The sequence below is a fragment of the Roseovarius sp. ZX-A-9 genome (assembly GCF_028369135.1).
GTDB lineage: Bacteria > Pseudomonadota > Alphaproteobacteria > Rhodobacterales > Rhodobacteraceae > Roseovarius.
Window position 1 is genome coordinate 173901 of sequence record NZ_JAPWHW010000001.1, and the last position, 22661, is coordinate 196561.

Below are 22661 nucleotides of genomic sequence, written 5' to 3' on the forward strand. Positions count from 1 at the left end.
CCCGGAACACGGATGTCACGGCGCTGTGCCCCGTGGTCTGTCAGAAAAATTGCATGATGCCGGAAGCTTGGGCAGTTTTGTCCATTGTGCCCAAAAATTGCGCAGCGGGGCCGTTCCGGCCGCCTGGGCACAGGTTTACGCCACGTCGTGCATTCAGAACTGCGCGTGGTGCGTACAATCGCCCGCCGATACGGGCTATAGCCCATGTCGCTTATGACCCTTGGGCCTCACTCTGCGCAACGGATCAGGTTGCTGCCGCAGATTTCCAACGTCCAAACGCAAAACGGGCGGCAACGGGAAATCCCGAAGCCGCCCGCCTGTTCGTCAAAGCTTATGCGAGCTGAACGTTCGCAGCGCTTTCGCGGCCGTCACGGCCGGATTCGATGTCGAACGTGACTTTCTGGTCATCTGCCAGAGTCGTCAGGCCAGCGCGCTCAACGGCGCTGATGTGGACGAAAACGTCCTTGCTGCCGCCATCGGGTGCGATGAAACCAAAACCTTTAGTTGTGTTGAACCATTTTACGGTGCCAGTGGCCATATCCGTAGTCTCCTAATATGTGCTGCCCGCATCTTGCGGCAACTTGGCGTAGTCGGTCTGGATCGAAGTGACTGAGCGCCGGATTAAGGAGACAGTTGGTCGAAAAAGAAAAACGTTTGCAGGACCCTTATGAACAGGTTTCGGTCACATTGCAACGATTCCTTTTGCAGGTGCAGAAAAATTGCTGCAGGCGGTGGGCGCCGAACCCTTGGGCCCGGCCCCGCTATGGCATTTTCTCAGCGGCCCTTCCAGACAGGATCGCGCTTTTCCGCGAACGCCTTGGCGCCCTCCAGTTGATCCTCCGAGGAATAGAGAACATCGACCGATGCATACTGGCGCCGCGCGATCTTGTTCATCGTGCTCTGGAAATCGCGGCCTTCCGCGTCGCGCACGATCTCCTTGATCGCGGCGTAGACCAGCGGCGGACCGCTGGCCAGATGATCAGCCAATGCGCGCGCCTCTTCCATCAGCTTGTCCGCGGCATGTATCTGGTTGATCATCCCCCAGCGCGCCGCCTCTGCTGCGTCGATCCAGCGCCCAGTCAGCAGCATCTCCATGGCGATGTGATAGGGGATACGCTTGGGCAGTTTCACCGATGCAGCATCCGCCACGGTGCCCGAGCGAATTTCGGGCAGCGCGAACTGCGCATGTTCCGCCGCCAGGATGATATCGGCCCCAAGCGCCAGTTCCAGCCCGCCGCCGCAGCAGATGCCGTTCACGGCGGCAACGATCGGCTTGTTGAGGTCGCGCAATTCCTGAATGCCGCCAAAACCACCGACGCCATAGTCACCATCCACAGCGTCACCATCTGCCGCCGCCTTCAAATCCCAACCGGGGCAAAAGAACTTCTCGCCCGCGCCGGTGATGATCGCGACGCGCAGGCCGTCATCGTCGCGGAAATCGCGAAACACTTCGCCCATGATGCGGCTGGTCGCCAGATCAATCGCGTTGGCCTTGGGTCTGTCCAACGTCACTTCCAGAACGTGACCACGCCGTTCGGTCCTAATGGGGTTGTCTGTCATGTTGTCTCTCCTGTCCTGATGAGCGCATCCGCAGCCACCGCGCCGTCCGGCGTGCAGATCAGCGGATTGACCTCGACCTCTTCCAGCGCGCTGCCCTGCGCCAGCGTATAAGCCTGCACCGCCATGATCGCAGCGATGATCGCCGCCCGGTCCGCTGCAGGCTTGCCACGATACCCACGCAGCAACGGCGCGATGCGCAAGCCGTCCAATGCTGCGCCGATCTCGGCTTCGGTCGCTGGCACCAGCAATGATGCGGCGTCCTGCAAAATCTCGGTCAGGATGCCACCCGCTGCAACGGTCAGAACATAGCCATGCGCCGGGTCGCACACCACCCCGATCAGCAACTCTGCCACACCGCCGGTGATCATCTCTTCGACCAGATAGGATTGCGCCTTCATCACGCTGGCCGCTGCGATCACCTCTGCCGGTGTTTGCAGCCCGACGGCCACCGCCCCCGCTTCGGTCTTGTGGGCGATGCCCTCGCCCTTCAGCACCAATGGCAGACCGATCTCGTGCGCAGCGCGGCTCAGCTCGGGTTCGCTGCCCGCCCGAGCGTTGCGCGGCACGCGCAGCCCGTACTCTGCCAAGGCCGCCTTGCTGTCGGCCTCTGTAAGAACCCGAGCGGTGCCTGCGCTTCCCGGCAACAAAAGCGGTGCGGGATCGCCTGATACCATTGCCGCGCCACGTGCCGCCTCGAACGCACTGAGTACCTCGTCGATACCGACCATCGGAATGAGCCCCGCCGCCGCGATCTCGGCCGCCTTGGCCTCGGGCATGTTCTCGGGCAGGCTGGCGACGATGGCCACCGGCACCCCCGTCGCCTCATGCGCCGCCTTGCCTGCCGCGATCGTGCAGGCCCAGGCAGAGTCGCTGCACCTGTCAGTGCGCGGATAATCGACGATGAGACAGCCCAGCGCCAAGTCACCGCGCAACGCGGCGGTGAACGTCGCCGCCATGGCCGGTACGTCGTTCCAGATAAACGTGTGATAATCGAGCGGATTGGCCAGCGCGACCATCGGGCCCAGCGCCGCGCGCAGATCGGTGCGCTGCCGGTCGTTCAGCGGCGGAAAGCTGACACCGCGCCCGACCGCCGCATCGGCCACCAAGCTGGCCTCGCCACCCGAGCACGAGATGGAAATCATCCGGTCCGACCAGGGCAGCCCGGCAAAATGCATCAGCTTCAGCGTCTCCAAAAGAACCGGCAGGCTGTGAACCTGCGCAATCCCCAATCGTCGCAGGAGCGCTGTCGCCCCTGCATCGCTGCCCGCGAGCGACGCCGTGTGCGACACGGTTGCCGCGCGCGCCTGCTCGGACTTGCCTGCCTTGAGCGCCACGATGGGTTTGCCCAGCACCCGGGCCTTGCTCGCCAGCGCCTCGAAGGCGCGCAGGTCGCCAACGCCCTCGATATGCAGGCCCAGCGCGGTCACGCGCGAATCCTCCAGCAGCGCCTGACCAAGCTCTGCCAGACCGGTCTGCGCCTGATTGCCCGCCGTCGCAACATACGCCAGCGGCAAACCACGCGCCTGCATGCTGACATTGATCGCGATGTTCGAACTTTGAGTGATCAGGGCCACGCCGCGATCCACCCGCACCCCGCCATGCTGATCGGGCCAAAGCAGTGCCCCGTCGAGATAGTTGATCAACCCATAGCAATTGGGCCCGATGATCGGCATCGTACCTGCCGCTTGCAGCAGTCGGCCCTGCAACGCATCGCCGTCGCCGGTTTCGGCCTGCGCCTCGCGAAAGCCGCTGGCAAAACACACAGCTCCGCCGGCGCCCATTTCGCTGAGGGCTCGAACAATATCTATCGTCGCGGTCCGGTTCACCCCGATAAACGTGGCATCGGGCACGCCGGGCAGATCGGCCACCGACGCAAAAGTCGCTACACCGCCAACTTCACCGCGCTTCGGATGCACCGGCCAGATCGCGCCGTCAAAGCCCATGCGCTGGCATTGCTCAATCACCGACGCACACCACACGCCACCACCCACAACAGCGATGGATCTGGGCCGGATCAGGCGGGTAAGGTCGCGGGTCATGCTGGCACACCCGCCAAGAATGAGTCTTGATCCATAGCTTGCCTCACGCCCCCAACGGGCGCAGCAACTCGCGGCTGATGATGTGGCGCTGAATTTCGGAAGTGCCATCCCAGATCCGCTCGACCCGCGCATCGCGCCAGAACCGCTCGATCGGGAAATCATCCATCAGCCCCATGCCGCCATAGATCTGCAACGTCGCATCAGTGACTCGCGCCAGCATTTCGCTGGCGTAGAGCTTGGCGCTCGCAATCTCGCGGTTGGCAGGTAGCCCCTGGTCCAGCCTCCAAGCCGAGGCGAGCGTGAGATAATCAGCCGCGTCGATCTCGGTGATCATATCGGCAAGCTGAAAACCAACCCCCTGAAACTTGCCAATCGGCTGGCCGAATTGTTGCCGCTCGGCGGCATAGGCCAGGCCCATCTCGAAGCAGCGGCGCGCGCGGCCCACCGACATGGTGGCGACAGTGATGCGCGTGGCATAAAGCCACTCGTTCATCACGGCAAAGCCGCCATCGACCTCGCCCAGCACCTGTGCATCAGGCAGGCGGCAATCGTCGAATTCGAGGATCATGTTCTTGTAGCCGCGGTGGCTGACGGATTTGTAACCGTCGCGGATCGTGAACCCCGGCGTGCCCCGATCCACCAGGAACGTCGTGATGCGTTTCTTTGGCCCCTTGGGAGTGTCATCCTCTCCGGTGGCGACAAAGACGATGACGAAATCCGCGTGATCGGCACCCGAGATGAAATGCTTGGTGCCATTGAGCACCCAGTCGCCGCCGTCGCGCCGGGCCGAACATTTCATGCCGCGCACGTCCGAGCCCGCGCCCGGTTCGGTCATTGCCAGCGCATCCATCCGCTCGCCGCGCACGGCGGGCAGCAGATACCGCTCGCGCTGTTCGCCCTCACAGGCCATCAGGATGTTCTGCGGGCGGCCAAAGAAGTGGTTGAGCGCCATCGAGCCGCGTCCCAACTCGCGCTCGACCAGCGCGAATTCGAGGTGGCTGAGGCCCGCACCGCCCACCTCTTCGGGAAAGTTGCAGGCGTAAAAGCCAAGTTCCTGGGTCTTGGCCTTGATCTTCTCGGCCACCTCTGGCGGCACTTCACCGGTGCGCTCGACTTCGGCCTCATGCGGATAAATCTCGTTCTCGACAAAGCTGCGCACGGTCGAGACGATCATTTCCTGTTCGTCGGTCAGTCCGAAATTCATGACATTTCTCCTTCATGCGCGGCCGCGAGAGCCGCAACCTTTGCGGCCACCTCGGGGCCCGGAACACAGGTGCGACGGGTCTCAAGGCTGACATGCAGCATCAACTGATCACAGGTCGCCAACACTTCTCCATCCGCGGAACGGACCATCTCGTGAAAGCAGCGCAGCTTCTTGGCCGCGCCTTCGGTCACGCGCGTGCGGACCTGCACCCGCTCGCCCGCGTGGGTTTCGACCAGGTATTTGATCGTTGTCTCGACGGTGAAATAGCTTAGGCCTGCCGCGACATAGTCATCATCCGCGCCGACCATTGCCATGACCGTCTCGGCCGCGTCCGAAAATATCTGCCCGTAGCGCCCCTCGTTCATGTGGCCGTTCATGTCGGTCCAGTCGATCGGCACCACGCGGTCCTGCGTGACCAGCGCCGATGCTGCCGCCTCGGGCATGGGGCGCAATCTGCGCTCGTGCGCACGCGCCACGGCACCCGCCCCCCAGTCAGCCTGCTTGAGCGAACGGATGATGCCGATCAGGTTGTTGTCGCGGATGCGCTCCAGATCGCGCGGGCCCAGGGTACCGGCCTGCGCGTCGCACTGATCGCCTACCTTGTTCACGAAATCATCCGTCAACTCCGGCACATCCATCAGCTTGGTCCAGGGCCATTTCAGGCAAGGCCCGAACATTGCCAGCATGGCGCGCATGCCTCCCTCGCCACCCGCCAGATGAAAGGTCTGCATCGTGCCCATCTGCGCCCAGCGCAGACCGGGACCATAAGCGATGGCCGCATCGATCTCATCCGCCGTGGCCACGTCATCATGCAAAAGCCACAGCGCCTCGCGCCACAACGCCTCTTGCAAGCGGTCGCTGAGAAACCCCTCGATCTCGACACGGCAATGCAGCGGGTACATGCCGAGACCCGCATATATCTCCTTGGCGCGCTCGATCATCGCCGGATCAGTCTGCTTGCCCGCGACCAGTTCGACCAGCGGCAGAAGGTAGACCGGGTTGAACGGATGCGCGACGATCAGCCGTCCGGGATGGGCCATCTGCGACTGCAGATCGGTCGGCATGATGCCCGAGGTGGACGAGGCAATGATGCCATCGGTGTTCACCGCCTCGATCTGGGCATAGACCTTGTGCTTGATCTCGGTGCGCTCCGGCACTGCCTCGACGATCAGCGCGGCCCCCGTCGCGGCCGCTTCGAGCGTGTCACAGAAGGTGATCGCCCCTTCGGGCGGCATGGCGGTATCGAGCAACATCGGCAGGGCGCGGCGGGCATTGTCCATGACTGCGCCGATCTTGCGCTCGGCCTCGGGATCGGGATCAAAAATCCGAACGTCCCAGCCGTTCAGCGCGAACCGCGCGGCCCAGCCGCCGCCGATGATGCCGCCGCCGATGATGGATGCTGTCTTGGTCATGTCAGTTTACCTTGGTTGATCTCAATGTTCGTAAAGAGCAGCGTAGAGCGCAAAAACGTGTCAGTTCACGACGGCACCAGACTGTCCGTATGGCCATCCACCGCGATGATCTGGCCCGACACCTTGCTGGCGGCGGGCGACGCGAGAAACAGCACCATGTCGGCCAGGTCATCGACATTGACCCAAGTGCGCATGGAGACACCGGTGACATAGCTGGCGCGCACCTCGTCTTCGCTACGCCCGCCGGCCTTGGCCTCCATCGCCACGACCCGGTCCATGCGGTCGCCCTCGACCGCGCCGGGGCAGATCGCGTTGACGCGCACGCCTGCGGGGCCAAGCTCTGACGCCAGTGTCTTGGTCAGGCCATTGAGCGCCCATTTCGCCGAGGCATAGGGCGAGCGCAGCGGATAGCCGAACAGACCGGCGGTGGATGACGTGATGATGATCGAACCGGCGCCTTGGGCGCGCATCAGCCGCGCGGCCCAGCGGCACGTCAGGAATGCACCGTGCAGGTTGACCGCGATGCACGATTGCCACGCAGCGTAATCCAGATCCTCGATCCGGCCCGCAGGCCCGCCGGTGCCGGCATTGGCACAAACCACATCGACCCCGCCCCAAGCGGCCTCGACCCGATCAAGGAAGGCCGCCATCTGCGCCTCGTCTGTTACATTCGCCACTTCGGCGATCACATCCGGCAGCGTATCCGCCATGCGCGCCACGGCAGCAGCATCCGCGTCGCAGATCGCCACGCGGTCGCCTTGGGCTGCAAAGCGTCTGGCAAGGCCGAGCCCGATGCCCGATGCGCCTGCCGTGATAAGGACGCGCTGTGTCATCCCCGTGGCATCCGCTTGGTCAGCCCCAGCTTCTTGCGCACCTCTTCGGGGCCAATCACCCGCGCGCCGAGGCGTTCGATGATCTCCACGGCACGCGTCACCAGTTGATGGTTCTCGGCCAGCACGCCGCGATCCAGCATCAGGTTATCCTCCAGCCCCACACGCACATTACCGCCCGCCAGCACGCTTGCCGCGACATAGGCCATCTGATCGCGACCCAGCGAGAAGGCGGACCAGTTCCAAGTGTCGGGAATGTTGTTAACCATCGCCATGAAGGTGTTCAGATCATTCGGCGCGCCCCACGGCACCCCCATGCAGAGCTGCACCAGCGCGTCAGGCTCCAGCACGCCATCGGCGACCAGTTGCTTGGCATACCAAAGATGCCCGGTATCGAATGCCTCGATCTCGGGCTTGACGCCCAGTTCGGTCATCATCCGGCCCATCGCGGTCAGCATGCCGGGCGTGTTGGTCATCACGTAATCGGCCTCGGCGAAATTCATCGTGCCACAGTCGAGCGTGCAGATCTCGGGCAGGCACTCTGCCACATGGGCCACACGCTCGGTCGCACCGGCCATGTCTGTCGCGCCAGCGTTGAGCGGTAGCGGATGCTCGGGATCGCCGAACACCATGTCACCACCCATCCCGGCGGTGAGGTTCAGCACGACGTCCGTGTCGGACGCGCGAATCAGGTCGGTGACTTCGCGGAACATCCCCAGATCGCGACTAGGTGCGCCCGTTTCGGGATCGCGCACGTGGCAGTGCACGACCGCAGCACCAGCCTTGGCTGCCGCGATGGCGCTGTCGGCAATCTGTTGCGGGCTGCGCGGCACATGCGGGCTACGGTCCTGCGTACCGCCCGATCCGGTCACGGCACAGGTGATGAAAACCTCGCGGTTCATGGTCAGGGGCATCAGGCAATCCTCCGGTGTTTTTCTGCCCCGAGGCTAGCGCGCTGGACCCCGCCCGCAATGTGCCTTAATGGGCAATAATGATGCAGGAATGGACAAAAACACCAACGACACCCGTCACCATCGCCTTTCTGGTATTCGACCGATTCTCCAACCTGTGTCTGAGCAATTGCATCGAGCCACTGCGCGCCGCCAATGACGTGGCACACGCAAGGCTGTTCGATTGGCGGATCCTCACGTTGGATGGTGCTGCGGCGCAATCCTCCAGCGGCATCCAGGTTTTACCGCATGGCGCGCTTGGCCCGGCGATGAGCGGGATGGAGCGGTGTGATTATCTCTTTGTGCATGCAAGCTATGACCACCTGCGCCATGACGATGCCAATGCCCGCCGGGCGTTACGGCGCGCCGCAAGCCGCGTCGGTGCCATGATCGGGCTGGATGCAGGTCCGTGGCTGATGGCATCAGCCGGGCTGCTGAACGGGCGGCGGGCGACGCTTCACTGGGACATGCTGGATAGCTTTGCCGAGCAGTTTCTGGAAGTCGAGGTGGAGCGCGCCCGCGCCGTGCGGGACGGGCCGATGATCACCTGTGCCGGGGCAATGTCGGCCTTTGATCTGACGTTGGATCTGATCGCGCAGCATGCCGGGATGGCCACGCGGCTGGATGTCGAGGACCAGTTCATGCATGGCAACGAACGCAGCCCACCGCAGGACGCCGCAGCACGCGGACGCGGCGGCGATCCACTGGTACGTCGCGCCGTCGGCCTGATGCGCGATCATGTGGAACGCCCGCTGAGTTTGATTGCACTGGCGCGCCTGTTGACCTGCCAGCCCCGAACGCTCGACCGGCGGTTCCGGCGTGTGCTAGGGGCTCCGCCCGGCATGGTCTATCGCCATTTACGCCTGTCGGAGGCGCGCAAGCTGCTGGATGGGACACAGTTGAGCGTGGCCGAAATCGCAGTGCGCTGTGGCTACGAATCGCCTGCGGCGATGGCTCGCGCCATGCGCCGCCGCTATGGCCGCGCGCCCACGGCGCTGCGACGGCGAGCCCGGATGGGGTGATTGTGTCAAATGAGCTGCCGCGACAGAAGACCAAGACCACAAATCAGGCGCGCAAGAGGCAGGCCGACAACCCGCCTCAGGTGGCTTCTTCCTCGAGATGCATCTTCATATCGATCAGCACTTTTTGCAGCTGTGTGGTTTCACGCAGCAACCGCTTGGCCTCGTTCACGGTGATCACGCCGTCCTGAATAGACTGCTGATACTCCCCCATCAGCATGGCAAACCGCTGGCTCAGAGCGATCACATCGCTGTTCACACCGCCCTTATCCTTGGCGTTGCGGCGGTTATCATCATAGCTGAGGCTGATTCCTTGCAACTCGGCCAGAGCGGCAGTGACATGCGGATAGGATGCCGCCTCTTCCAGGGCCGCGACGGCGTCGACCGGCATGAAACGATCGGCATGTTCGTCGTGATCCGAGTAATAGCGGCCCAGCGTGGCCTTGGATTTACCGGTCAGTTTGCACGCGGGCTCAATCCCCACATCCTTGACCAATGCTTCGGTATGCTTTTTCAGGTAGCTGCCCATCGCCGTCATATGAAAGACCCCCAAGAAACCAAGGCCCCGGCTGGCGGGAACCGTCAAAGTCGTCTCCCATTAAACAATTATCGCGCGACTGTCAGTTCTAAATCTCTCCCTGCGTCTGGCCGATGACCCGATCCTGCAGCGCCGGACACCCACCTGATTGAAAAGATCGCAGGCTTCTGCAACACCGGCAAAATGGCAAAACTCTACTTTCACTATTCCACGATGAACGCGGGCAAATCGACGCTTCTGTTGCAGGCCGCGCATAACTACCGCGAACGCGGCATGAAAACCTGCCTGATGACTGCACAGCTCGACAACCGCGCGGGCACGGGACAGATTGCCTCGCGGATCGGGATCGGCCAACCCGCCGAGACCTTTGCACCGGACGAGTATCTGTTCGCGAAGCTGGAGCGCATCACTGCCGAAGACAAGATCGCCTGCATCTTTGTCGACGAAGCACAGTTTCTGAGCCGCGAACAGGTCTGGCAACTGGCCCGCGTCGTCGATGACCTGGGCGTTCCGGTCATGTGCTATGGGTTGCGAGTGGATTTCCAAGCCGCGCTGTTCCCGGGCTCGGCTGCCTTGCTGGCACTGGCGGACGAAATGCGCGAGGTGCGTACCATTTGCCACTGCGGCAAGAAGGCGACAATGGTCATCCGACAAGACGCGACGGGCCGCGTGCTGACCGATGGCGATCAGGTCCAGATCGGCGGCAATGAAACCTATGTCAGCCTCTGCCGCCGCCACTGGCGCGCTGCCATGGCCGGGGAGTGAGGAAATTCGCGAATTTTCTCTGGCTGATTTCCTTCGCGCAGAAAATCCACCTTACCCGGCGCGTTCCACCAGAACCGACCCCACCGAATAGCCCGCCCCGAAGGAGCAGATCAGCCCCAGATCGCCTGGTTCCAGATCTGCGGAGTATTTCGAGAACGCAATAATCGATCCTGCCGACGACGTATTCGCGTAATCCTGCAGGATGTTTGGCTGTTCATGGGGTTCCGGCACCCGGCCCAGCACCTTGCGCCCGATGAAATCGTTCATCGACTTGTTCGCCTGGTGCAGCCACAACCGCCGAAGGCTGTCCGCGCTCACGCCTGCGTCTTCCAGGTGCGACAGGATATGTTTTGACACCAGCGGCAGCACCTCCTTGAAGACCTTTCGCCCCTCTTGCATGAACTGCATGTCGCGCCGGTCCTGCATCTGGTCATGGGCCCGCCGCAGAAAGCCGTTATTGTTGCGGATGTTGTTGGAAAACTGCGTCGCGCAGCGAGTGCTGTGGATAAGGAAATGCGCGCCATTGGCTGCGTCCGAAGGCTCCAGCACGGCCGCCGTGCACACATCACCAAAGATAAAATGGCAATCCCGGTCGCGCCATTCCAAGTGGCCCGAACAGATCTCGGGGTTGACGACCAGCGCACAACGGACCGATCCGGCCCGGATCATGTCTGCCGCCGCCTGCATCCCGAAGGTCGCCGAAGAACAGGCCACGTTCATGTCAAAAGCGAAACCGCCCGCGCCCAGAAGCTGTTGAATCTCTACCGCGATGGCGGGATAGGGCCGCTCATGATTGGACGCCGCGCAGATCACCAGATCGACTTCCTCGGCCTTGCGCCCCGCCTGTGCCAACGCGTCACGGCAGGCCGCCAGCGCCATTTCTGCCATGATCGAGGGTTCATCATCGCTGCGCACGCGCAGATGCGGATGCATGACGGCAGGATCCAGCACGCCGCTCTTGTCCATCACGTAGCGTTGCTCGATCCCCGAGGCGGCAAAAATGAACTCTGAACTGGAAGGGTCCTTGGCCGCCATTTCTCCGGCGGCGATCGCTGCGGCATTCTCGGTATTGTAGAGATCGGCATAGGCATTGAAGGCCTGCACAAGCTCGTCGTTTGTGATGGATTCACGGGGCGTAAAAACGCCCGTGCCGGTGATCGCGCAGGATGTCATGACAGGTGCTCCGAAAAGGGTTGGCGCCGATCATAGAGCGGTTTGCGCCAAATCTGAATTGCCAATCCGGTCTGCATTCGCCGCCAAACGCGCATCTCGCGAAAGCCCGCGCTCCCGGACTTTTCGCGAAGCGCTTTAGTTCACGACATTGGGCGGAACAACGCCTTCAAAGAAGGCACGCAGATTTTCCACCGCGACCATGCCCATCGCCTCGCGTACTTCCTGCGCGGCGGTCCCAAGATGCGGCAACAACACCACGTCTTCGCGCGTCAGCAGTGCATCGGGCACTCGCGGCTCGTTCTCGTAGACATCCAGCCCCGCGCCTGCGATCCGCCCCCGCTCCAGCGCCGAGATCAGCGCGCTTTCCTTCACCACATCGCCGCGCGAGATATTGATGAGATAGGCGTGTTTGCCCATCGCATGAAACATCTCGGCGCCGATCAGGTGGCGCGTCTCGGCAGCGCCCGGCACGGCGACCACCACGAAATCGGCGGCCTTGGCCAACGCTTTCATGTCCTCTTTCCGCTCGGCTTCGAAGTCGAGCGTCTTTTCGGATCGATTCACATAGATCACGTCCATGCCAAACCCGAAATGGCAGCGCCGGGCAATCGCCTGGCCGATCCGGCCCATGCCAATGATACCGACAGTCTTGCCGCTCATGTGCTGGCCCAGCATCTGCGTCGGATGCCAGCCCTCCCACTTGCCTGACCGCACCAGCCGCTCACCTTCGCCCGCGCGCCGCGCCGTCATCAGCATCAGGGTCAGCGCTATATCGGCAGTGGCATCGGTGACAGCGCCCGGCGTGTTGGTCACGGTGACCCCGCAGGCACGCGCCGCCTCCACATCAATGTGGTTATAGCCCACTCCGAAATTGCTCAAAATCTTGCAGCGGTGGCCACCTTCCTCAAAGATCCCGGCATCGAACCGGTCGCCCAGCGTTGCCAGAACGCCGTCATAGAGCGCGAGGGCCGCGCGCATCTCAGCCGGTTTCATCGGCTTGGTGCTCTGGCGCACCTCGACCTCGAACGCCGCTTCTGCCGCCGCGATCACCCGGGCGGGCAAGGGACGGGTAAGAAAGACTCGGGTCAATGCATCCGCCCTCCCTCTGGAACCTCACTGTCGGGACGCAACAGCACGATTTCGCCCTCCGGGTCAGGCAGGCCCAGCACCAGCACCTCGGACATGAACGGGCCGATCTGGCGGGGCGGAAAGTTTACCACGCCCATGACCTGACGACCCACCAGCCCTTCGGGCGTGTAATGCGCCGTCACCTGTGCCGAGGTCTTGCGTGTCCCGATCTCGGGGCCAAAGTCGATCCACATCTTGATCGCCGGTTTGCGCGCCTCGGGAAACGGTTCGGCCCGGATCACCCGGCCAACGCGGATGTCCACCTTCAGAAAGTCGTCAAAGGAAATTTCATCCGCCATTGCGCAGCTCCCTCGACCGGTCCGCTGCCGCGGCCACGGTCTTGTTGATCAGCGGTGGCAAGCCTGTGGCCTCATCCATCAGCACCTCCAGCCCGGCCTGCGTGGTGCCATTGGGGCTGGTCACGTTGACGCGCAGCTGCGCGGGGTTCTCGTCCGCCGCTTCGGCCAGCGCACCTGCGCCCGCCACCGTCGCCTTGGCCAGTTGCATCGCCAACGAAGGCGACAGCCCTTGTGCCTCGCCTGCCTTCGCAAGACAGTCGATCATATGGAACACATAGGCCGGCCCGGACCCAGAAACACCCGTCACCGCATCCATCTGCCCTTCATCGTCCAGCCGCACCACCTGCCCCACGGCGCGCAGCAATGTCTCGGCCAGATCCATCTGCGCCGCCCCCGCATGCGCGTTGCCAACAATGGCCGTGATGCCCCGTCCGACAGCAGCTGGGGTGTTGGGCATGGCGCGGATGATCGCGCTCTCGGCGCCCAATGCCGCCTCGAATGCCGAAATCGGCGTGCCCGCAGCGACCGACAAAAAGAGTGTCTCGCCGCTGCCATTCGCCGCGATCGCAGGCAAGGCTTCGCCCATCATCTGCGGCTTGACCGCAATCAGCACGATGCCCGGTGCATCAGGCAGGTCAGCATTGATATGCACACCCGTACCCTGCAGCCATTCACTTGGGTTCGGGTCAATCACCCAGACCGACTCTGGCGGCAGCCCGTCCGAAAGCCAACCTTGCAACATGGCCGATCCCATCTTGCCACATCCCAGCAGTACGAGACCGCGCGTCGCCACGAAATCCATGTCCATACCTCGCCCTTTCCCAACATCTTCAGCCTGTGACACACTGTTACGCCGCGCGATTTCGCTGGGCAACGCCCGAACGTAACGACGGCAAAGAAATGCTCGCCGCCTGTCGGTTCAAGACCGAAACTTGCATCTTCTGGCCAAAAAATATGCCCCGGAGGGAGCGTTGAAAATTGTATCAATTTTCAACGTTGGGGGCTGACCCCCAACTGCTGGTGCAGCGTGCCGAAGGCACTCATGAAAGAACGCTCGGTTCAGGCGCGCCCGTAGGTCTCCGCGATGGCGACCTGCATCGCATCGCGTGGGCTGCGGTCGCCCCAGACGACCAGTTGGAAGGCCGGGTAATACCGCTCGGCGCTTGTCACGGCGGCGGTGATCAGCGTGTCGATCTGCTCGGGGCTCGCCTCTTGCCCGCCGGTCATCACCAGACCATAGCGATACACCATCAGCTTTTGCTCCAGCCAATAGGTAAACGCCCCGGCCCAGCAGCGGTCATTGACCTCGTTGAGCGTATGATAGAGCGCGGGCAATTTTTCTTCCGGTGGCTCCATCTCGAAGGTGCAGATCAGCCGCAAGGTCTCGTCATAAGCCGACCAGGCCAAGGTGATCGCATAGGTCCGCCACTGGCCCACGACAGCCATGGCGATCTGATCGTCCCCGATCCGGTCGAAATCCCAGTCGTTGTGTTCGGCCAGATGCTCGACGATATCGATGGGATGAAGGTCTTCCTGCAGGTATTGCTCTGACAATGCCACGGTGCCACCTCGTTTTTGCTTAGCGCTGGGGATGGGTAGCGCCCCCAAGCACTATGGGCCTGCTCTATGGGCGGGGGGTAATCCCCTCACCCTTACCAGATATGGTGGGGCACCCGATTCATCCTGTAAAGCAATTTGTTGTGGATAACCGCAATAAGTTGTGGACGCTTATCTCTTTCGATCAAGATAAGCCGTCATCACGTTCCTTGATGCGGTCCCGCACGGCGTTGGCCAGCGCCTGGTCGAACACCCCGGACTGCTCCAGCCTGTGCAACCGCTCCATCAGATCGTCGACGATACGGGTGTAGGTGATGATTGCCGCGTCGCGGCGCAGCTGTTCTGGCGCGTCCCTGATGATGCCCCGCAAAGCGCGGGCCTTTGCCAGACCGCTTTTGATCCGGCGCAGGTCTGTGGCGAGATCATCCTGCACGCAACCCGTCCAGTCCGGCGGACATCTCCGGATTGCCGCACCTTTGCTCTGCTTGCTCCAACACCATTTTGCAACCCACGCACGTTACGCGACTGGAGTGCACGCCTCTGGATTGTAAGTTACTGATAAAAGCGTACTTTTCTGAGCGTGGGGGTGTCAGCGATTCAAGTCAAATCAAACTTTTCGAAAAAGCCATGTATCCCGCCAAGGCAGAGGTCCGGCTCTCCCGCTGATCCTATGACCGATCTTTCGCGATGAACCGCCCTCAATCGGCGGACTTGCTTTCCAGCGCGTCGAGCCGCACCTTCAGGGCCTCGTTTTCTTCGCGGGCCTTCTGCGCCATGGCGCGCACGGCGTCGAATTCCTCTCGGGTGACGAAATCACGATCCGCCAGCCAGCGGTCCACCAACGAGGACATTGCGGTTTCGGCTTCCTGCTTGGCGCCCTGCGCCACGCCCATCGCGTTGGTCATCAGTTGCGAGATATCGTCGAGCACTTTGTTGCGGGTCTGCATCGTCATTCTCTCCGGCATATTGTCTGAACCCTATATGGGGTGATCGGGCGCGCGCCACAAGGTTGACTTCCCCGGCGCACAATGGGCAAGACGGCACCAAATGCTGACCATGATCCCATTCCCCGATCTCTCGCCAGAGATTTTCTCGATCTCCGTTTTCGGGATCGAATTCGCGCTGCGCTGGTACGCGCTGGCCTATATCGCCGGTCTGATCCTCGGGTGGCGAATCGTCGTCCACACCACCCGCCGGCCGCAGCTCTGGCCCGGCGATGCGCCGGCGCTGAACGAGAAACAGGTCGATGACCTGCTGTTCTGGGTCATTCTCGGGGTGATCCTGGGGGGGCGGATCGGGTTCGTCCTGTTTTATCAGCCGCTCTACTACCTGCAAAACCCGGCCGAGATCCTGATGATCTGGCATGGGGGCATGTCCTTCCACGGCGGGCTTCTGGGGGTGGTCGCGGTCAATTTCCTCTTTGCCGCCCGGCACGGTATTCACCCGCTGTCGCTATCCGACGTGATGGCGATGGTCGCACCCATCGGCATTCTGTTCGGTCGGCTGGCGAATTTCGTGAATGCCGAATTATGGGGCCGGCCCACCGACTTGCCTTGGGGCGTGGCCTTTCCCGGGGCCGCGGCACAGGATTGCCCGGACATCTTGACGCTCTGCGCGCGCCATCCCTCGCAGCTTTACGAGGCGCTGCTGGAGGGTCTGTTTCTGGGAGCGATCCTGCTGTGGCTGGTCTACCGGCGCGGCGCGTTGAGAACGCCCGGTTTCGTCACCGGCGTCTTTTTCATCGGCTACGGGCTGGGCCGGTTCATCGTCGAATTCGCCCGTCAGGCGGATGCGCAGTTCATCTCGGCCGACAACCCGATGGGCCATGTCCTGCGGTTTGGCAGCGCGGGGCTAAGCATGGGGCAATTGCTGTCCCTGCCGATGATTGCCGTCGGCATCGGCCTGATCGTAGTGGCCCGGCGCCGCAGATGACGCCCACCACGACTCCGCTCTACCGGCATCTGCTGGCGCGGATCACGCAATCCGGTCCGATGCCTCTGTCGGACTACATGCAGATCTGCCTGATGCATCCCGAACACGGCTATTACACCACGCGCGACCCATTGGGCGCCGCGGGCGATTTCACGACCGCCCCCGAAATCAGCCAGATGTTCGGAGAACTTCTTGGGCTGGCTATGGCGCAGGCCTGGCTGGATCAGGGGGCACCCGCCCCGTTCGCGCTGGTTGAACTAGGACCGGGGCGCGGCACGCTGATGGCCGACATGCTGCGGGCGACGGCAAAGGTGCCCGGTTTTTCGGACGCGGCACAGATTCATCTGGTCGAAGGCTCCCCTACCCTGCGCGCCGTCCAACGCCGCACCCTGCAAGGCACCGATGTCCAATGGCACGACCGGCTGGAGGATGTGCCGGACCTGCCCATTTTCCTCGTTGCGAATGAATTTTTCGACGCGCTGCCGATTCGACAGATACAGCGCGACGGGCCGGGCTGGCGCGAACGCTGCGTTGGGCAGCAAGACGGCATGTTGGTCTTTGGGCTCGGTGCGCGCCTGCCGATCCCCGCGCTGGACCACCGGCTGATGGATACAACGAACGGCGATATCATCGAGCTTTGCCCGCCCGGTGTCAGCATCGCCAGTGAAATTGGCCAGCGCATCGCGACGCAGGGAGGCGCGGCGCTGATTGTGGATTATGGCGACTGGCACACCCTGGGTGATACATTTCAAGCGCTGAGCAATCACGCCCATGCCGATCCGCTTGCGGCCCCCGGCACCGCCGACCTGACGGCGCATGTGGATTTCGAGGCGCTGGCGCAGGCCAGCGCGCCCGCAGCACACAGCCGCCTCACACCTCAAGGCGTCTTTCTGGAGCGCCTCGGGATCACCCAGCGTGCGCAGACTTTGGCCACCGGGATGACCGGCGCGGCATTGGACACGCATGTTGCCGCACATCGGCGCTTGACCCACCCGGCAGAAATGGGGACGCTCTTCAAGGTGATGGCCCTTTATCCCGAAGGCGCCGTCCCGCCACCGGGATGCACACCATGACACTGGAGATCCTCACCGCCGACCGGCTCGTGCCGCTGCGCCATGGCTTCTTCACCCGCAAGGGCGGCGCGTCTTCGGGCATATTTCACGGCCTCAATTGCGGCCCCGGCTCTTCTGACCAATCCGAGATCGTCGCCATCAACCGTGCCCGCGTCGCTGCGGCGATGCAGGTGCCTGTCGATCACTTGATCACGGTGCATCAGGTCCATTCCGCCGAGGTGGCAACCGTGGACGGCCCCCTGACCGAGCGGCCCCGCGCCGATGCGATGGTGACTCGCACACCGGGGCTGGCGCTTGGTATCCTGACGGCGGATTGTCAGCCCGTACTCTTTGCCGATCACTCCGCCGGGGTTATCGGCGCGGCACATGCGGGATGGCGCGGCGCACTGGACGGCGTGCTGGAGGCAACACTGGACGCGATGGAGGACCTCGGGGCGCAGCGTAGCGACATCACTGCCGTGATCGGCCCCACGATCAGCCAGGCCGCCTACGAGGTCGGCCCCGATTTCCTTGATGAGTTTCTGGCCGAAGATCCCGAAGCCTCGCGGTTCTTTGCCAACGGTGAAGGGGACCGGATGCAATTCGATCTGCCCGGCTTTGGCCTGTATCGGCTGCGCAACGCGGGTGTGGGCCATGCGGAATGGACCCGCCACTGCACTTACGCGGATGCCGACCGGTTCTATTCCTTCCGGCGCACAACACATCACGGCGAGGCCGATTATGGCCGCCTGATCGCGACAATCCGCCTCTGAATTCTCACCACCGCGTGGCTCTTGATCCGCGAGCCAGTTCAGAACCGGACCGATGCCCCATCAACAGTTGCCGGAATTTGGCAAAAACGCGGCCAAGCCAACCCGCCTTTGCCGCATTTCCACCCAAGCGTGCATGACGCGATTCTGAAACCACGTAAAGTACATGCATAATACTGTTTACTTTCAGTCTTCTACGTAAATTTGTATTATAAAAATTAAGTTTCCCCTGCGCATTTACCGAAATTGCCCGAGCGGTCAAACCTTGGCCTCAAAGCCCTGCCATATTGTTCATCAACGCCAAGTAAAGTGCAGACCCGCGAGGCGGGCAAAGTCGAGGAGATGAAGCAGATGAAACCGAAACAGAGCCGTTGGATGAAATCCGTTCTGGCCGCCAGCCTGACCGAGCTTCCTGATATGCCGTTCCGCCGCGGGCACCGCGCGAATATCGCCGCCCGCCTGACCGGATACGCAGCATGCCGGCTGCGCCGCGCCTGAGCGCCGTGCTAGCCGCATAAGGATTGTACGAGTGAGAAGTGTTGTGGATCAGATGGGGCCGTCCATTCCGACGGACGGTCTCATCTGTTTATTCAGATCACGCCAAGGCGTCCCTGTATCGAGGCCCGCAGGTCGAAATTTGGCAAACCCGTTCACGCCGCAAGGAAAACGATCACTGCGCCCAGAGGATTGACGTCGCTCATGCTTCCACTGTTTCCGGAGATCTGACGATCACCAACAAAACCACATATTCCGTCTGCAGCTGTTTGCAGATGACATCCGTCCAGCTGTCGTTGTCGGTGGGGGCCGACGCGGTTGTGACAACCTGGAAAGGGTAACACAGCATGGTCTACACCCCCTCGGCAGCGAGTCTGGCAAACGCGTCGCGCGTCGGCTCGGGACTTGCCGACAATGCCGCCACGATGCCCGGGCTGGACAGCCCGCGCGCGCAACCGACAATCAGCTATGACGTGCAGTATCTGTGCGGCAATGGCCAGATCGGCGAGGCGCGGCATTCGGCACCGGCCACGCCGCCTTTCATCGATGCCTTTTCCGCCTTTGCGCGCGGCACCCTGATCACGACCACGCACGGCCCTGTTGCGGTCGAGGATCTCATGCCGGGGATGAGGCTCCAGACGGGCGAACGCGGCCCTTCGCCCCTGCTCTGGATCGGTACGATAACATTGCGCCCCGACGCCTGCGCCTTTGGCGGGACCGGGCCACGCCTTATCCGCGTGATGGCTGATGCCTTGGGCATCAGCCGCCCGATGACCGATTTCATGGCCGGCCCCGGCGCGCGCGTGCTGAGGCGAGATCCCAACATTCAGGATCAGACCCTGCGCCCGGTGCGCGACATGCTCGACGGCACCCAAGTGATCGAACTGCGCCCGCCCAGCGCGGTTCAGTTGTTTCACCTGCTGTTGCCGCGCCATGCGACGATCATGGCCGCGGGACTTTCGGTTGAAACCTTCCACCCCGGACCGGGCTTTGACCATTCCATGACCCAGGATGAACTGGCGCTGTTCCTCGGGTTCTTCCCGCATATCCGCAAACCGGTGGAATTCGGCAGCCTTGCGCATCCACGCGCGCCGTTGCGGCCGCAAGACGGATGGAATACCGCGTAAAACGTTTCGTGTTGAAATGTGCTTGCAAGGCAGGATGCGGGGCCGAAGCCCGGCCTACGCCTCCTTGGTCAGCCGATCTTCCAGAACGTCGAACGGCACGCCCGGCTTGTCCTTGGCGACCCGGATGACCAGCGAGGTCTTGACGCTGGCCACATTCTCGACAGCGGTCAGTTCTTCGGTCAGGAACCGTTGAAAACTGCTTAGATCAGGGGCCACGCATTTGAGGATGAAGTCCACTTCGCCGTTCAGCATGTGACATTCACGTACCAGCGGCCAGGCCCGGCAACGCGCCTCGAACGCGCTCAGATCGGCCTCGGCCTGGCTGAGCAGTCCGACCGAAGCGAAAACACGCACCTCGAAGCCCAGCTCACGCGCATCCACATCCGCGTGATATCCGCGGATATAGCCGCTTTCTTCCAGCGTACGCACCCTGCGCAGGCAGGGCGGCGCAGAAATGCCGACGCGCCGGGCCAGTTCCACGTTGGTCATACGGCCATCGGCCTGCAATTCGGCCAGAATCTTGCGATCAATCGAGTCAAGGCGGGTTGTCGCCATCTCTTACCTGTCCTTGGAATGCGCGTTAATGATTTTCCGGTTCTTATATCAGAGCGCGACTCTGCGCAACAATGCTTCGCCCTGACGCAATATCGTTGCGCGATCCGTCCCGACATTCGCATTATGCAGCACAGCATTGCAGGGGTTTCACCCAGCGCCCGCCGCGTCTATATCAGGCCGATACCGACGCGCAATGACTGACCCGAAAGGCACGCCCCATGGCCGAAACTCGCAAGACCAAGGTACTTATCATCGGCTCCGGCCCGGCAGGATACACCGCCGGCGTCTACGCCAGCCGTGCGATGTTGAATCCGATCCTGGTGCAGGGGATCGAACCGGGCGGCCAGCTGACCACCACCACCGAAGTCGAGAACTGGCCTGGCGATACCGAAGTGCAGGGTCCTGATCTGATGGTGCGGATGGAGGCCCACGCCAAGGCCATGGGCTGCGAAATCATCGGCGACATCATCAGCTCGATTGACTTCGACTCGCGCCCCTTTGTTTGCCAGTCCGACAGCGGCACGGTCTACGAGGCCGACGCGATCATTCTGGCGACCGGTGCGCGCGCCAAATGGCTGGGCCTGCCCAGCGAAGAGAAATTCAAAGGCTTCGGCGTCAGCGCCTGCGCCACCTGTGACGGGTTCTTCTATCGCGGGCAGGAGATCGTCGTCGTAGGTGGCGGCAACACGGCGGTCGAAGAGGCCCTGTTCCTGACCAATTTCGCCTCCAAGGTCACGCTAATCCACCGCCGCGATGAATTGCGCGCCGAGCGCATCCTGATTGACCGGCTGGAGAAGAACCCCAAGATCCACCCGCTGTGGTTCCACGAACTGGACGAGGTCTATGGCTCCGAGAACCCGCTGGGCGTCGAAGGGGTCAAGGTCAAGCATACGAAAACCGGCGAGATCACCGACATCCCCTGCAAGGGCGTCTTTATCGCCATCGGCCATGCGCCCGCGAACGAATTGGTCAAGGATGTGCTGGAAACGCACATGGGCGGCTATGTCGTCACCAAGCCCGATAGCACCGAAACCACTGTGCCCGGCATCTTCGCCGCGGGGGATCTGACCGACTGGAAATACCGTCAGGCGGTCACTTCGGCCGGTATGGGCTGCATGGCAGCGCTCGAGGCCGAGCGCTGGCTGGCCGAACAAGCCGATGCGCCGCGCGACTAAACCAAAACACCCCCGGGGCATGGGACCGGAACGCCGGTTCCGGGCCTCAGTGAAGTCCGCATAGCGCCGCCTAACCAAGTCACGACGTGATCGGGGATTTCCAGATCCCGTTTTGAAAACGGGGAACGCGGCACTGTTCCCTCAGGCGCTGTCCAGCACCGCACGCGCCGCGCGGCCCATGTAGTCGGCCCAACCGTCGGCCTGTCCCTGCACCGCGATCAGGCCAGGGCGCAATGCCTCGTACTGGGTCTCCGATACGTCCAGAACGGCGCGCCGGATATCTTCTTGGGATTCGCATATGATCATACCGCTGGTGTCGATGAAATCGGCGATATTCGGGCAACCCCAGTAAATCGGCACGGTCTGGCACAGCACCGCGTCCAGCAACTTCTCGGTAAAGTAATTCCGCTCGCGCACATTCTCGATCACGATGGAATAGCGGTAGGGGGCCAGACCTTCGGCCTTGGCACCGAAGGGGACATAACCACCGCCCATCGTATCCACGTCCAGCCCCTCCGCACTGGCCCAGGCAGCGACGCTGTGACGCAATGCGTGCCCCTCTTGCGAGCGTTTGGCCGAGGCTATGAGCGAGGTCATGCGCGTCTTGGTCAGGTCCAGCGTGCGCCATTCCGGCACCCATGTGCTGCCATGAGCAAAAAAGATGCCATTGGGGATCGCCGCCAGCAGTCCCTCGTTGCAGGTCAGAACCCGAAAAAAGCGCCGATAGCTCCAGCGCAGCCTGCGCAGATGATGGCCGTGGATCGCAGGCGGTTCCATCACCATGATCGAGATCCGCGCACGGATACCCCAGAACGGGCGGAAATGCAGCGTGGTCCGGGGAAAGACGATGAGATGATCATCAGTGCCAAGATCGCGCAGACATTTGCCCGAGATTTCTTGAGGCGTGCCCAAGGGCCAGATCAACCGCTCCAGCGGGATCGCGCCAGGCTGTGCACCCAGCTTCATATTGCTGGGCAGAATGGCGATTTTCGGGGTGGCCTGAGGCACATGCGTCTCGCTGTCGGGTTTGCGTCAACCTTAGAACAGCAGGCGGGGAAGGTGAATCGAAATCGCCACACCC

The 22661-nt window shown here is 62.4% G+C and carries 25 protein-coding genes; 8 read left to right on the forward strand and 17 right to left on the reverse strand.

Going from position 1 to position 22661, the window contains the following annotated elements; genetic code table 11:
- Positions 1-331: 331 nt before the first annotated feature.
- From O3306_RS00860 to O3306_RS00890, 7 genes are all read right to left on the reverse strand, one after another.
- Entirely contained in the window at positions 332-538 is a 207-nt protein-coding gene (locus O3306_RS00860) for a cold-shock protein (protein ID WP_272001982.1), read from the reverse strand.
- Between the two features lie 236 nt (positions 539-774).
- Positions 775-1560 (reverse strand): carnitinyl-CoA dehydratase, encoded by a 786-nt coding sequence (locus O3306_RS00865; RefSeq protein WP_272001983.1) that lies wholly within the window; start codon positions 1558-1560, stop codon positions 775-777.
- Positions 1557-3599 (reverse strand): acetate--CoA ligase family protein, encoded by a 2043-nt coding sequence (locus O3306_RS00870; protein ID WP_272001985.1) that lies wholly within the window; start codon positions 3597-3599, stop codon positions 1557-1559. The genes O3306_RS00865 and O3306_RS00870 overlap by 4 nt, the downstream gene beginning before the upstream one ends.
- A gap of 43 nt (positions 3600-3642) precedes the next feature.
- Positions 3643-4803, reverse strand: a complete 1161-nt coding sequence (locus O3306_RS00875; RefSeq protein WP_272001987.1) for an acyl-CoA dehydrogenase family protein — start codon at positions 4801-4803, stop codon at positions 3643-3645.
- Positions 4800-6215 carry a carnitine 3-dehydrogenase gene (locus tag O3306_RS00880; protein ID WP_272001990.1) on the reverse strand — a complete coding sequence of 472 codons (1416 nt, stop codon included), beginning with the start codon at positions 6213-6215 and terminating at the stop codon, positions 4800-4802. Before O3306_RS00880 ends, O3306_RS00875 begins: the two co-directional genes overlap by 4 nt.
- A 65-nt stretch (positions 6216-6280) precedes the next feature.
- Positions 6281-7048, reverse strand: coding sequence for an SDR family oxidoreductase (locus O3306_RS00885; protein WP_272001992.1), 768 nt, complete (start codon positions 7046-7048; stop codon positions 6281-6283).
- On the reverse strand, positions 7045-7959 hold the full coding sequence (locus O3306_RS00890) for a 3-keto-5-aminohexanoate cleavage protein (protein WP_272001996.1): 915 nt from the start codon (positions 7957-7959) through the stop codon (positions 7045-7047). Before O3306_RS00890 ends, O3306_RS00885 begins: the two co-directional genes overlap by 4 nt.
- 80 nt (positions 7960-8039) lie before the next feature.
- Here O3306_RS00890 and O3306_RS00895 point away from each other — a divergent pair, with 80 nt between their 5' ends.
- Positions 8040-9017: a GlxA family transcriptional regulator gene (locus tag O3306_RS00895; protein WP_272001998.1), complete on the forward strand. Its 978-nt coding sequence runs from the start codon at positions 8040-8042 to the stop codon at positions 9015-9017.
- A 76-nt stretch (positions 9018-9093) separates the two neighbouring features.
- Here the strand turns inward: O3306_RS00895 and O3306_RS00900 are convergent, their stop codons facing one another.
- Positions 9094-9552, reverse strand: coding sequence for a hypothetical protein (locus tag O3306_RS00900; RefSeq protein ID WP_272002809.1), 459 nt, complete (start codon positions 9550-9552; stop codon positions 9094-9096).
- 183 nt (positions 9553-9735) lie between these two features.
- Here O3306_RS00900 and O3306_RS00905 point away from each other — a divergent pair, with 183 nt between their 5' ends.
- Entirely contained in the window at positions 9736-10317 is a 582-nt protein-coding gene (locus O3306_RS00905) for a thymidine kinase (protein ID WP_272002000.1), read from the forward strand.
- A 51-nt stretch (positions 10318-10368) separates the two neighbouring features.
- On the opposite strand, the gene O3306_RS00910 is transcribed toward O3306_RS00905, so the two are convergent.
- The 7 genes from O3306_RS00910 to O3306_RS00940 form a co-directional block, all read right to left on the reverse strand.
- Complete coding sequence (locus O3306_RS00910) at positions 10369-11490, reverse strand: beta-ketoacyl-ACP synthase III (RefSeq protein WP_272002003.1); 1122 nt, start codon at positions 11488-11490, stop codon at positions 10369-10371.
- 135 nt (positions 11491-11625) lie between these two features.
- A complete protein-coding gene (locus tag O3306_RS00915) occupies positions 11626-12579 on the reverse strand; it encodes a 2-hydroxyacid dehydrogenase (protein WP_272002005.1) in 954 nt (317 codons plus the stop codon).
- Positions 12576-12917, reverse strand: a complete 342-nt coding sequence (locus O3306_RS00920) for a tRNA-binding protein (RefSeq protein WP_272002007.1) — start codon at positions 12915-12917, stop codon at positions 12576-12578. The genes O3306_RS00915 and O3306_RS00920 overlap by 4 nt, the downstream gene beginning before the upstream one ends.
- On the reverse strand, positions 12907-13725 hold the full coding sequence (proC, locus tag O3306_RS00925; protein WP_272002010.1) for a pyrroline-5-carboxylate reductase: 819 nt from the start codon (positions 13723-13725) through the stop codon (positions 12907-12909). The genes O3306_RS00920 and proC overlap by 11 nt, the downstream gene beginning before the upstream one ends.
- A 251-nt stretch (positions 13726-13976) precedes the next feature.
- Positions 13977-14477, reverse strand: coding sequence for a YbjN domain-containing protein (locus O3306_RS00930; RefSeq protein WP_272002013.1), 501 nt, complete (start codon positions 14475-14477; stop codon positions 13977-13979).
- Between the two features lie 181 nt (positions 14478-14658).
- Positions 14659-14907 carry a hypothetical protein gene (locus O3306_RS00935; protein ID WP_272002016.1) on the reverse strand — a complete coding sequence of 83 codons (249 nt, stop codon included), beginning with the start codon at positions 14905-14907 and terminating at the stop codon, positions 14659-14661.
- A gap of 265 nt (positions 14908-15172) precedes the next feature.
- Positions 15173-15421, reverse strand: coding sequence for an accessory factor UbiK family protein (locus tag O3306_RS00940; RefSeq protein WP_272002812.1), 249 nt, complete (start codon positions 15419-15421; stop codon positions 15173-15175).
- A gap of 100 nt (positions 15422-15521) precedes the next feature.
- On the opposite strand from O3306_RS00940, the gene lgt reads away from it, so the two are divergent.
- From lgt to O3306_RS00965, 5 genes are all read left to right on the forward strand, one after another.
- Positions 15522-16406, forward strand: a complete 885-nt coding sequence (gene lgt / locus O3306_RS00945; protein ID WP_272002019.1) for a prolipoprotein diacylglyceryl transferase — start codon at positions 15522-15524, stop codon at positions 16404-16406.
- Positions 16403-17479, forward strand: a complete 1077-nt coding sequence (locus O3306_RS00950; RefSeq protein WP_272002021.1) for a class I SAM-dependent methyltransferase — start codon at positions 16403-16405, stop codon at positions 17477-17479. The genes lgt and O3306_RS00950 overlap by 4 nt, the downstream gene beginning before the upstream one ends.
- On the forward strand, positions 17476-18231 hold the full coding sequence (gene pgeF, locus O3306_RS00955; protein WP_272002023.1) for a peptidoglycan editing factor PgeF: 756 nt from the start codon (positions 17476-17478) through the stop codon (positions 18229-18231). Before O3306_RS00950 ends, pgeF begins: the two co-directional genes overlap by 4 nt.
- A 348-nt stretch (positions 18232-18579) precedes the next feature.
- Positions 18580-18726 carry a hypothetical protein gene (locus O3306_RS00960; RefSeq protein WP_272002026.1) on the forward strand — a complete coding sequence of 49 codons (147 nt, stop codon included), beginning with the start codon at positions 18580-18582 and terminating at the stop codon, positions 18724-18726.
- Between the two features lie 344 nt (positions 18727-19070).
- The gene (locus tag O3306_RS00965) at positions 19071-19850 is read left to right on the forward strand and encodes a Hint domain-containing protein (protein ID WP_272002028.1); all 780 of its coding nucleotides are present in this window, start codon (positions 19071-19073) and stop codon (positions 19848-19850) included.
- 54 nt (positions 19851-19904) lie between these two features.
- Here O3306_RS00965 and O3306_RS00970 read toward each other — a convergent pair whose 3' ends face one another.
- Positions 19905-20405: an Lrp/AsnC family transcriptional regulator gene (locus O3306_RS00970; protein WP_272002029.1), complete on the reverse strand. Its 501-nt coding sequence runs from the start codon at positions 20403-20405 to the stop codon at positions 19905-19907.
- A gap of 218 nt (positions 20406-20623) precedes the next feature.
- On the opposite strand from O3306_RS00970, the gene trxB reads away from it, so the two are divergent.
- Positions 20624-21580 (forward strand): thioredoxin-disulfide reductase, encoded by a 957-nt coding sequence (trxB, locus tag O3306_RS00975; protein WP_272002031.1) that lies wholly within the window; start codon positions 20624-20626, stop codon positions 21578-21580.
- Between the two features lie 141 nt (positions 21581-21721).
- Here the strand turns inward: trxB and O3306_RS00980 are convergent, their stop codons facing one another.
- Positions 21722-22546 carry a glycosyltransferase family 10 domain-containing protein gene (locus tag O3306_RS00980; RefSeq protein WP_272002033.1) on the reverse strand — a complete coding sequence of 275 codons (825 nt, stop codon included), beginning with the start codon at positions 22544-22546 and terminating at the stop codon, positions 21722-21724.
- Between the last annotated feature and the right edge of the window lie 115 nt (positions 22547-22661).

Bases quoted from the DNA above. Each gene is read 5' to 3' on its own strand.
- O3306_RS00860 (WP_272001982.1), bottom strand. From the start codon at position 538: ATGGCCACTGGCACCGTAAAATGGTTCAACACAACTAAAGGTTTTGGT.
- O3306_RS00865 (WP_272001983.1), bottom strand. From the start codon at position 1,560: ATGACAGACAACCCCATTAGGACCGAACGGCGTGGTCACGTTCTGGAA.
- O3306_RS00870 (WP_272001985.1), bottom strand. From the start codon at position 3,599: ATGACCCGCGACCTTACCCGCCTGATCCGGCCCAGATCCATCGCTGTT.
- O3306_RS00875 (WP_272001987.1), bottom strand. From the start codon at position 4,803: ATGAATTTCGGACTGACCGACGAACAGGAAATGATCGTCTCGACCGTG.
- O3306_RS00880 (WP_272001990.1), bottom strand. From the start codon at position 6,215: ATGACCAAGACAGCATCCATCATCGGCGGCGGCATCATCGGCGGCGGC.
- O3306_RS00885 (WP_272001992.1), bottom strand. From the start codon at position 7,048: ATGACACAGCGCGTCCTTATCACGGCAGGCGCATCGGGCATCGGGCTC.
- O3306_RS00890 (WP_272001996.1), bottom strand. From the start codon at position 7,959: ATGCCCCTGACCATGAACCGCGAGGTTTTCATCACCTGTGCCGTGACC.
- O3306_RS00895 (WP_272001998.1), top strand. From the start codon at position 8,040: ATGCAGGAATGGACAAAAACACCAACGACACCCGTCACCATCGCCTTT.
- O3306_RS00900 (WP_272002809.1), bottom strand. From the start codon at position 9,552: ATGACGGCGATGGGCAGCTACCTGAAAAAGCATACCGAAGCATTGGTC.
- O3306_RS00905 (WP_272002000.1), top strand. From the start codon at position 9,736: ATGGCAAAACTCTACTTTCACTATTCCACGATGAACGCGGGCAAATCG.
- O3306_RS00910 (WP_272002003.1), bottom strand. From the start codon at position 11,490: ATGACATCCTGCGCGATCACCGGCACGGGCGTTTTTACGCCCCGTGAA.
- O3306_RS00920 (WP_272002007.1), bottom strand. From the start codon at position 12,917: ATGGCGGATGAAATTTCCTTTGACGACTTTCTGAAGGTGGACATCCGC.
- proC (WP_272002010.1), bottom strand. From the start codon at position 13,725: ATGGACATGGATTTCGTGGCGACGCGCGGTCTCGTACTGCTGGGATGT.
- O3306_RS00940 (WP_272002812.1), bottom strand. From the start codon at position 15,421: ATGCAGACCCGCAACAAAGTGCTCGACGATATCTCGCAACTGATGACC.
- lgt (WP_272002019.1), top strand. From the start codon at position 15,522: ATGCTGACCATGATCCCATTCCCCGATCTCTCGCCAGAGATTTTCTCG.
- O3306_RS00950 (WP_272002021.1), top strand. From the start codon at position 16,403: ATGACGCCCACCACGACTCCGCTCTACCGGCATCTGCTGGCGCGGATC.
- pgeF (WP_272002023.1), top strand. From the start codon at position 17,476: ATGACACTGGAGATCCTCACCGCCGACCGGCTCGTGCCGCTGCGCCAT.
- O3306_RS00960 (WP_272002026.1), top strand. From the start codon at position 18,580: ATGAAACCGAAACAGAGCCGTTGGATGAAATCCGTTCTGGCCGCCAGC.
- O3306_RS00965 (WP_272002028.1), top strand. From the start codon at position 19,071: ATGGTCTACACCCCCTCGGCAGCGAGTCTGGCAAACGCGTCGCGCGTC.
- O3306_RS00970 (WP_272002029.1), bottom strand. From the start codon at position 20,405: ATGGCGACAACCCGCCTTGACTCGATTGATCGCAAGATTCTGGCCGAA.
- trxB (WP_272002031.1), top strand. From the start codon at position 20,624: ATGGCCGAAACTCGCAAGACCAAGGTACTTATCATCGGCTCCGGCCCG.
- O3306_RS00980 (WP_272002033.1), bottom strand. From the start codon at position 22,546: ATGAAGCTGGGTGCACAGCCTGGCGCGATCCCGCTGGAGCGGTTGATC.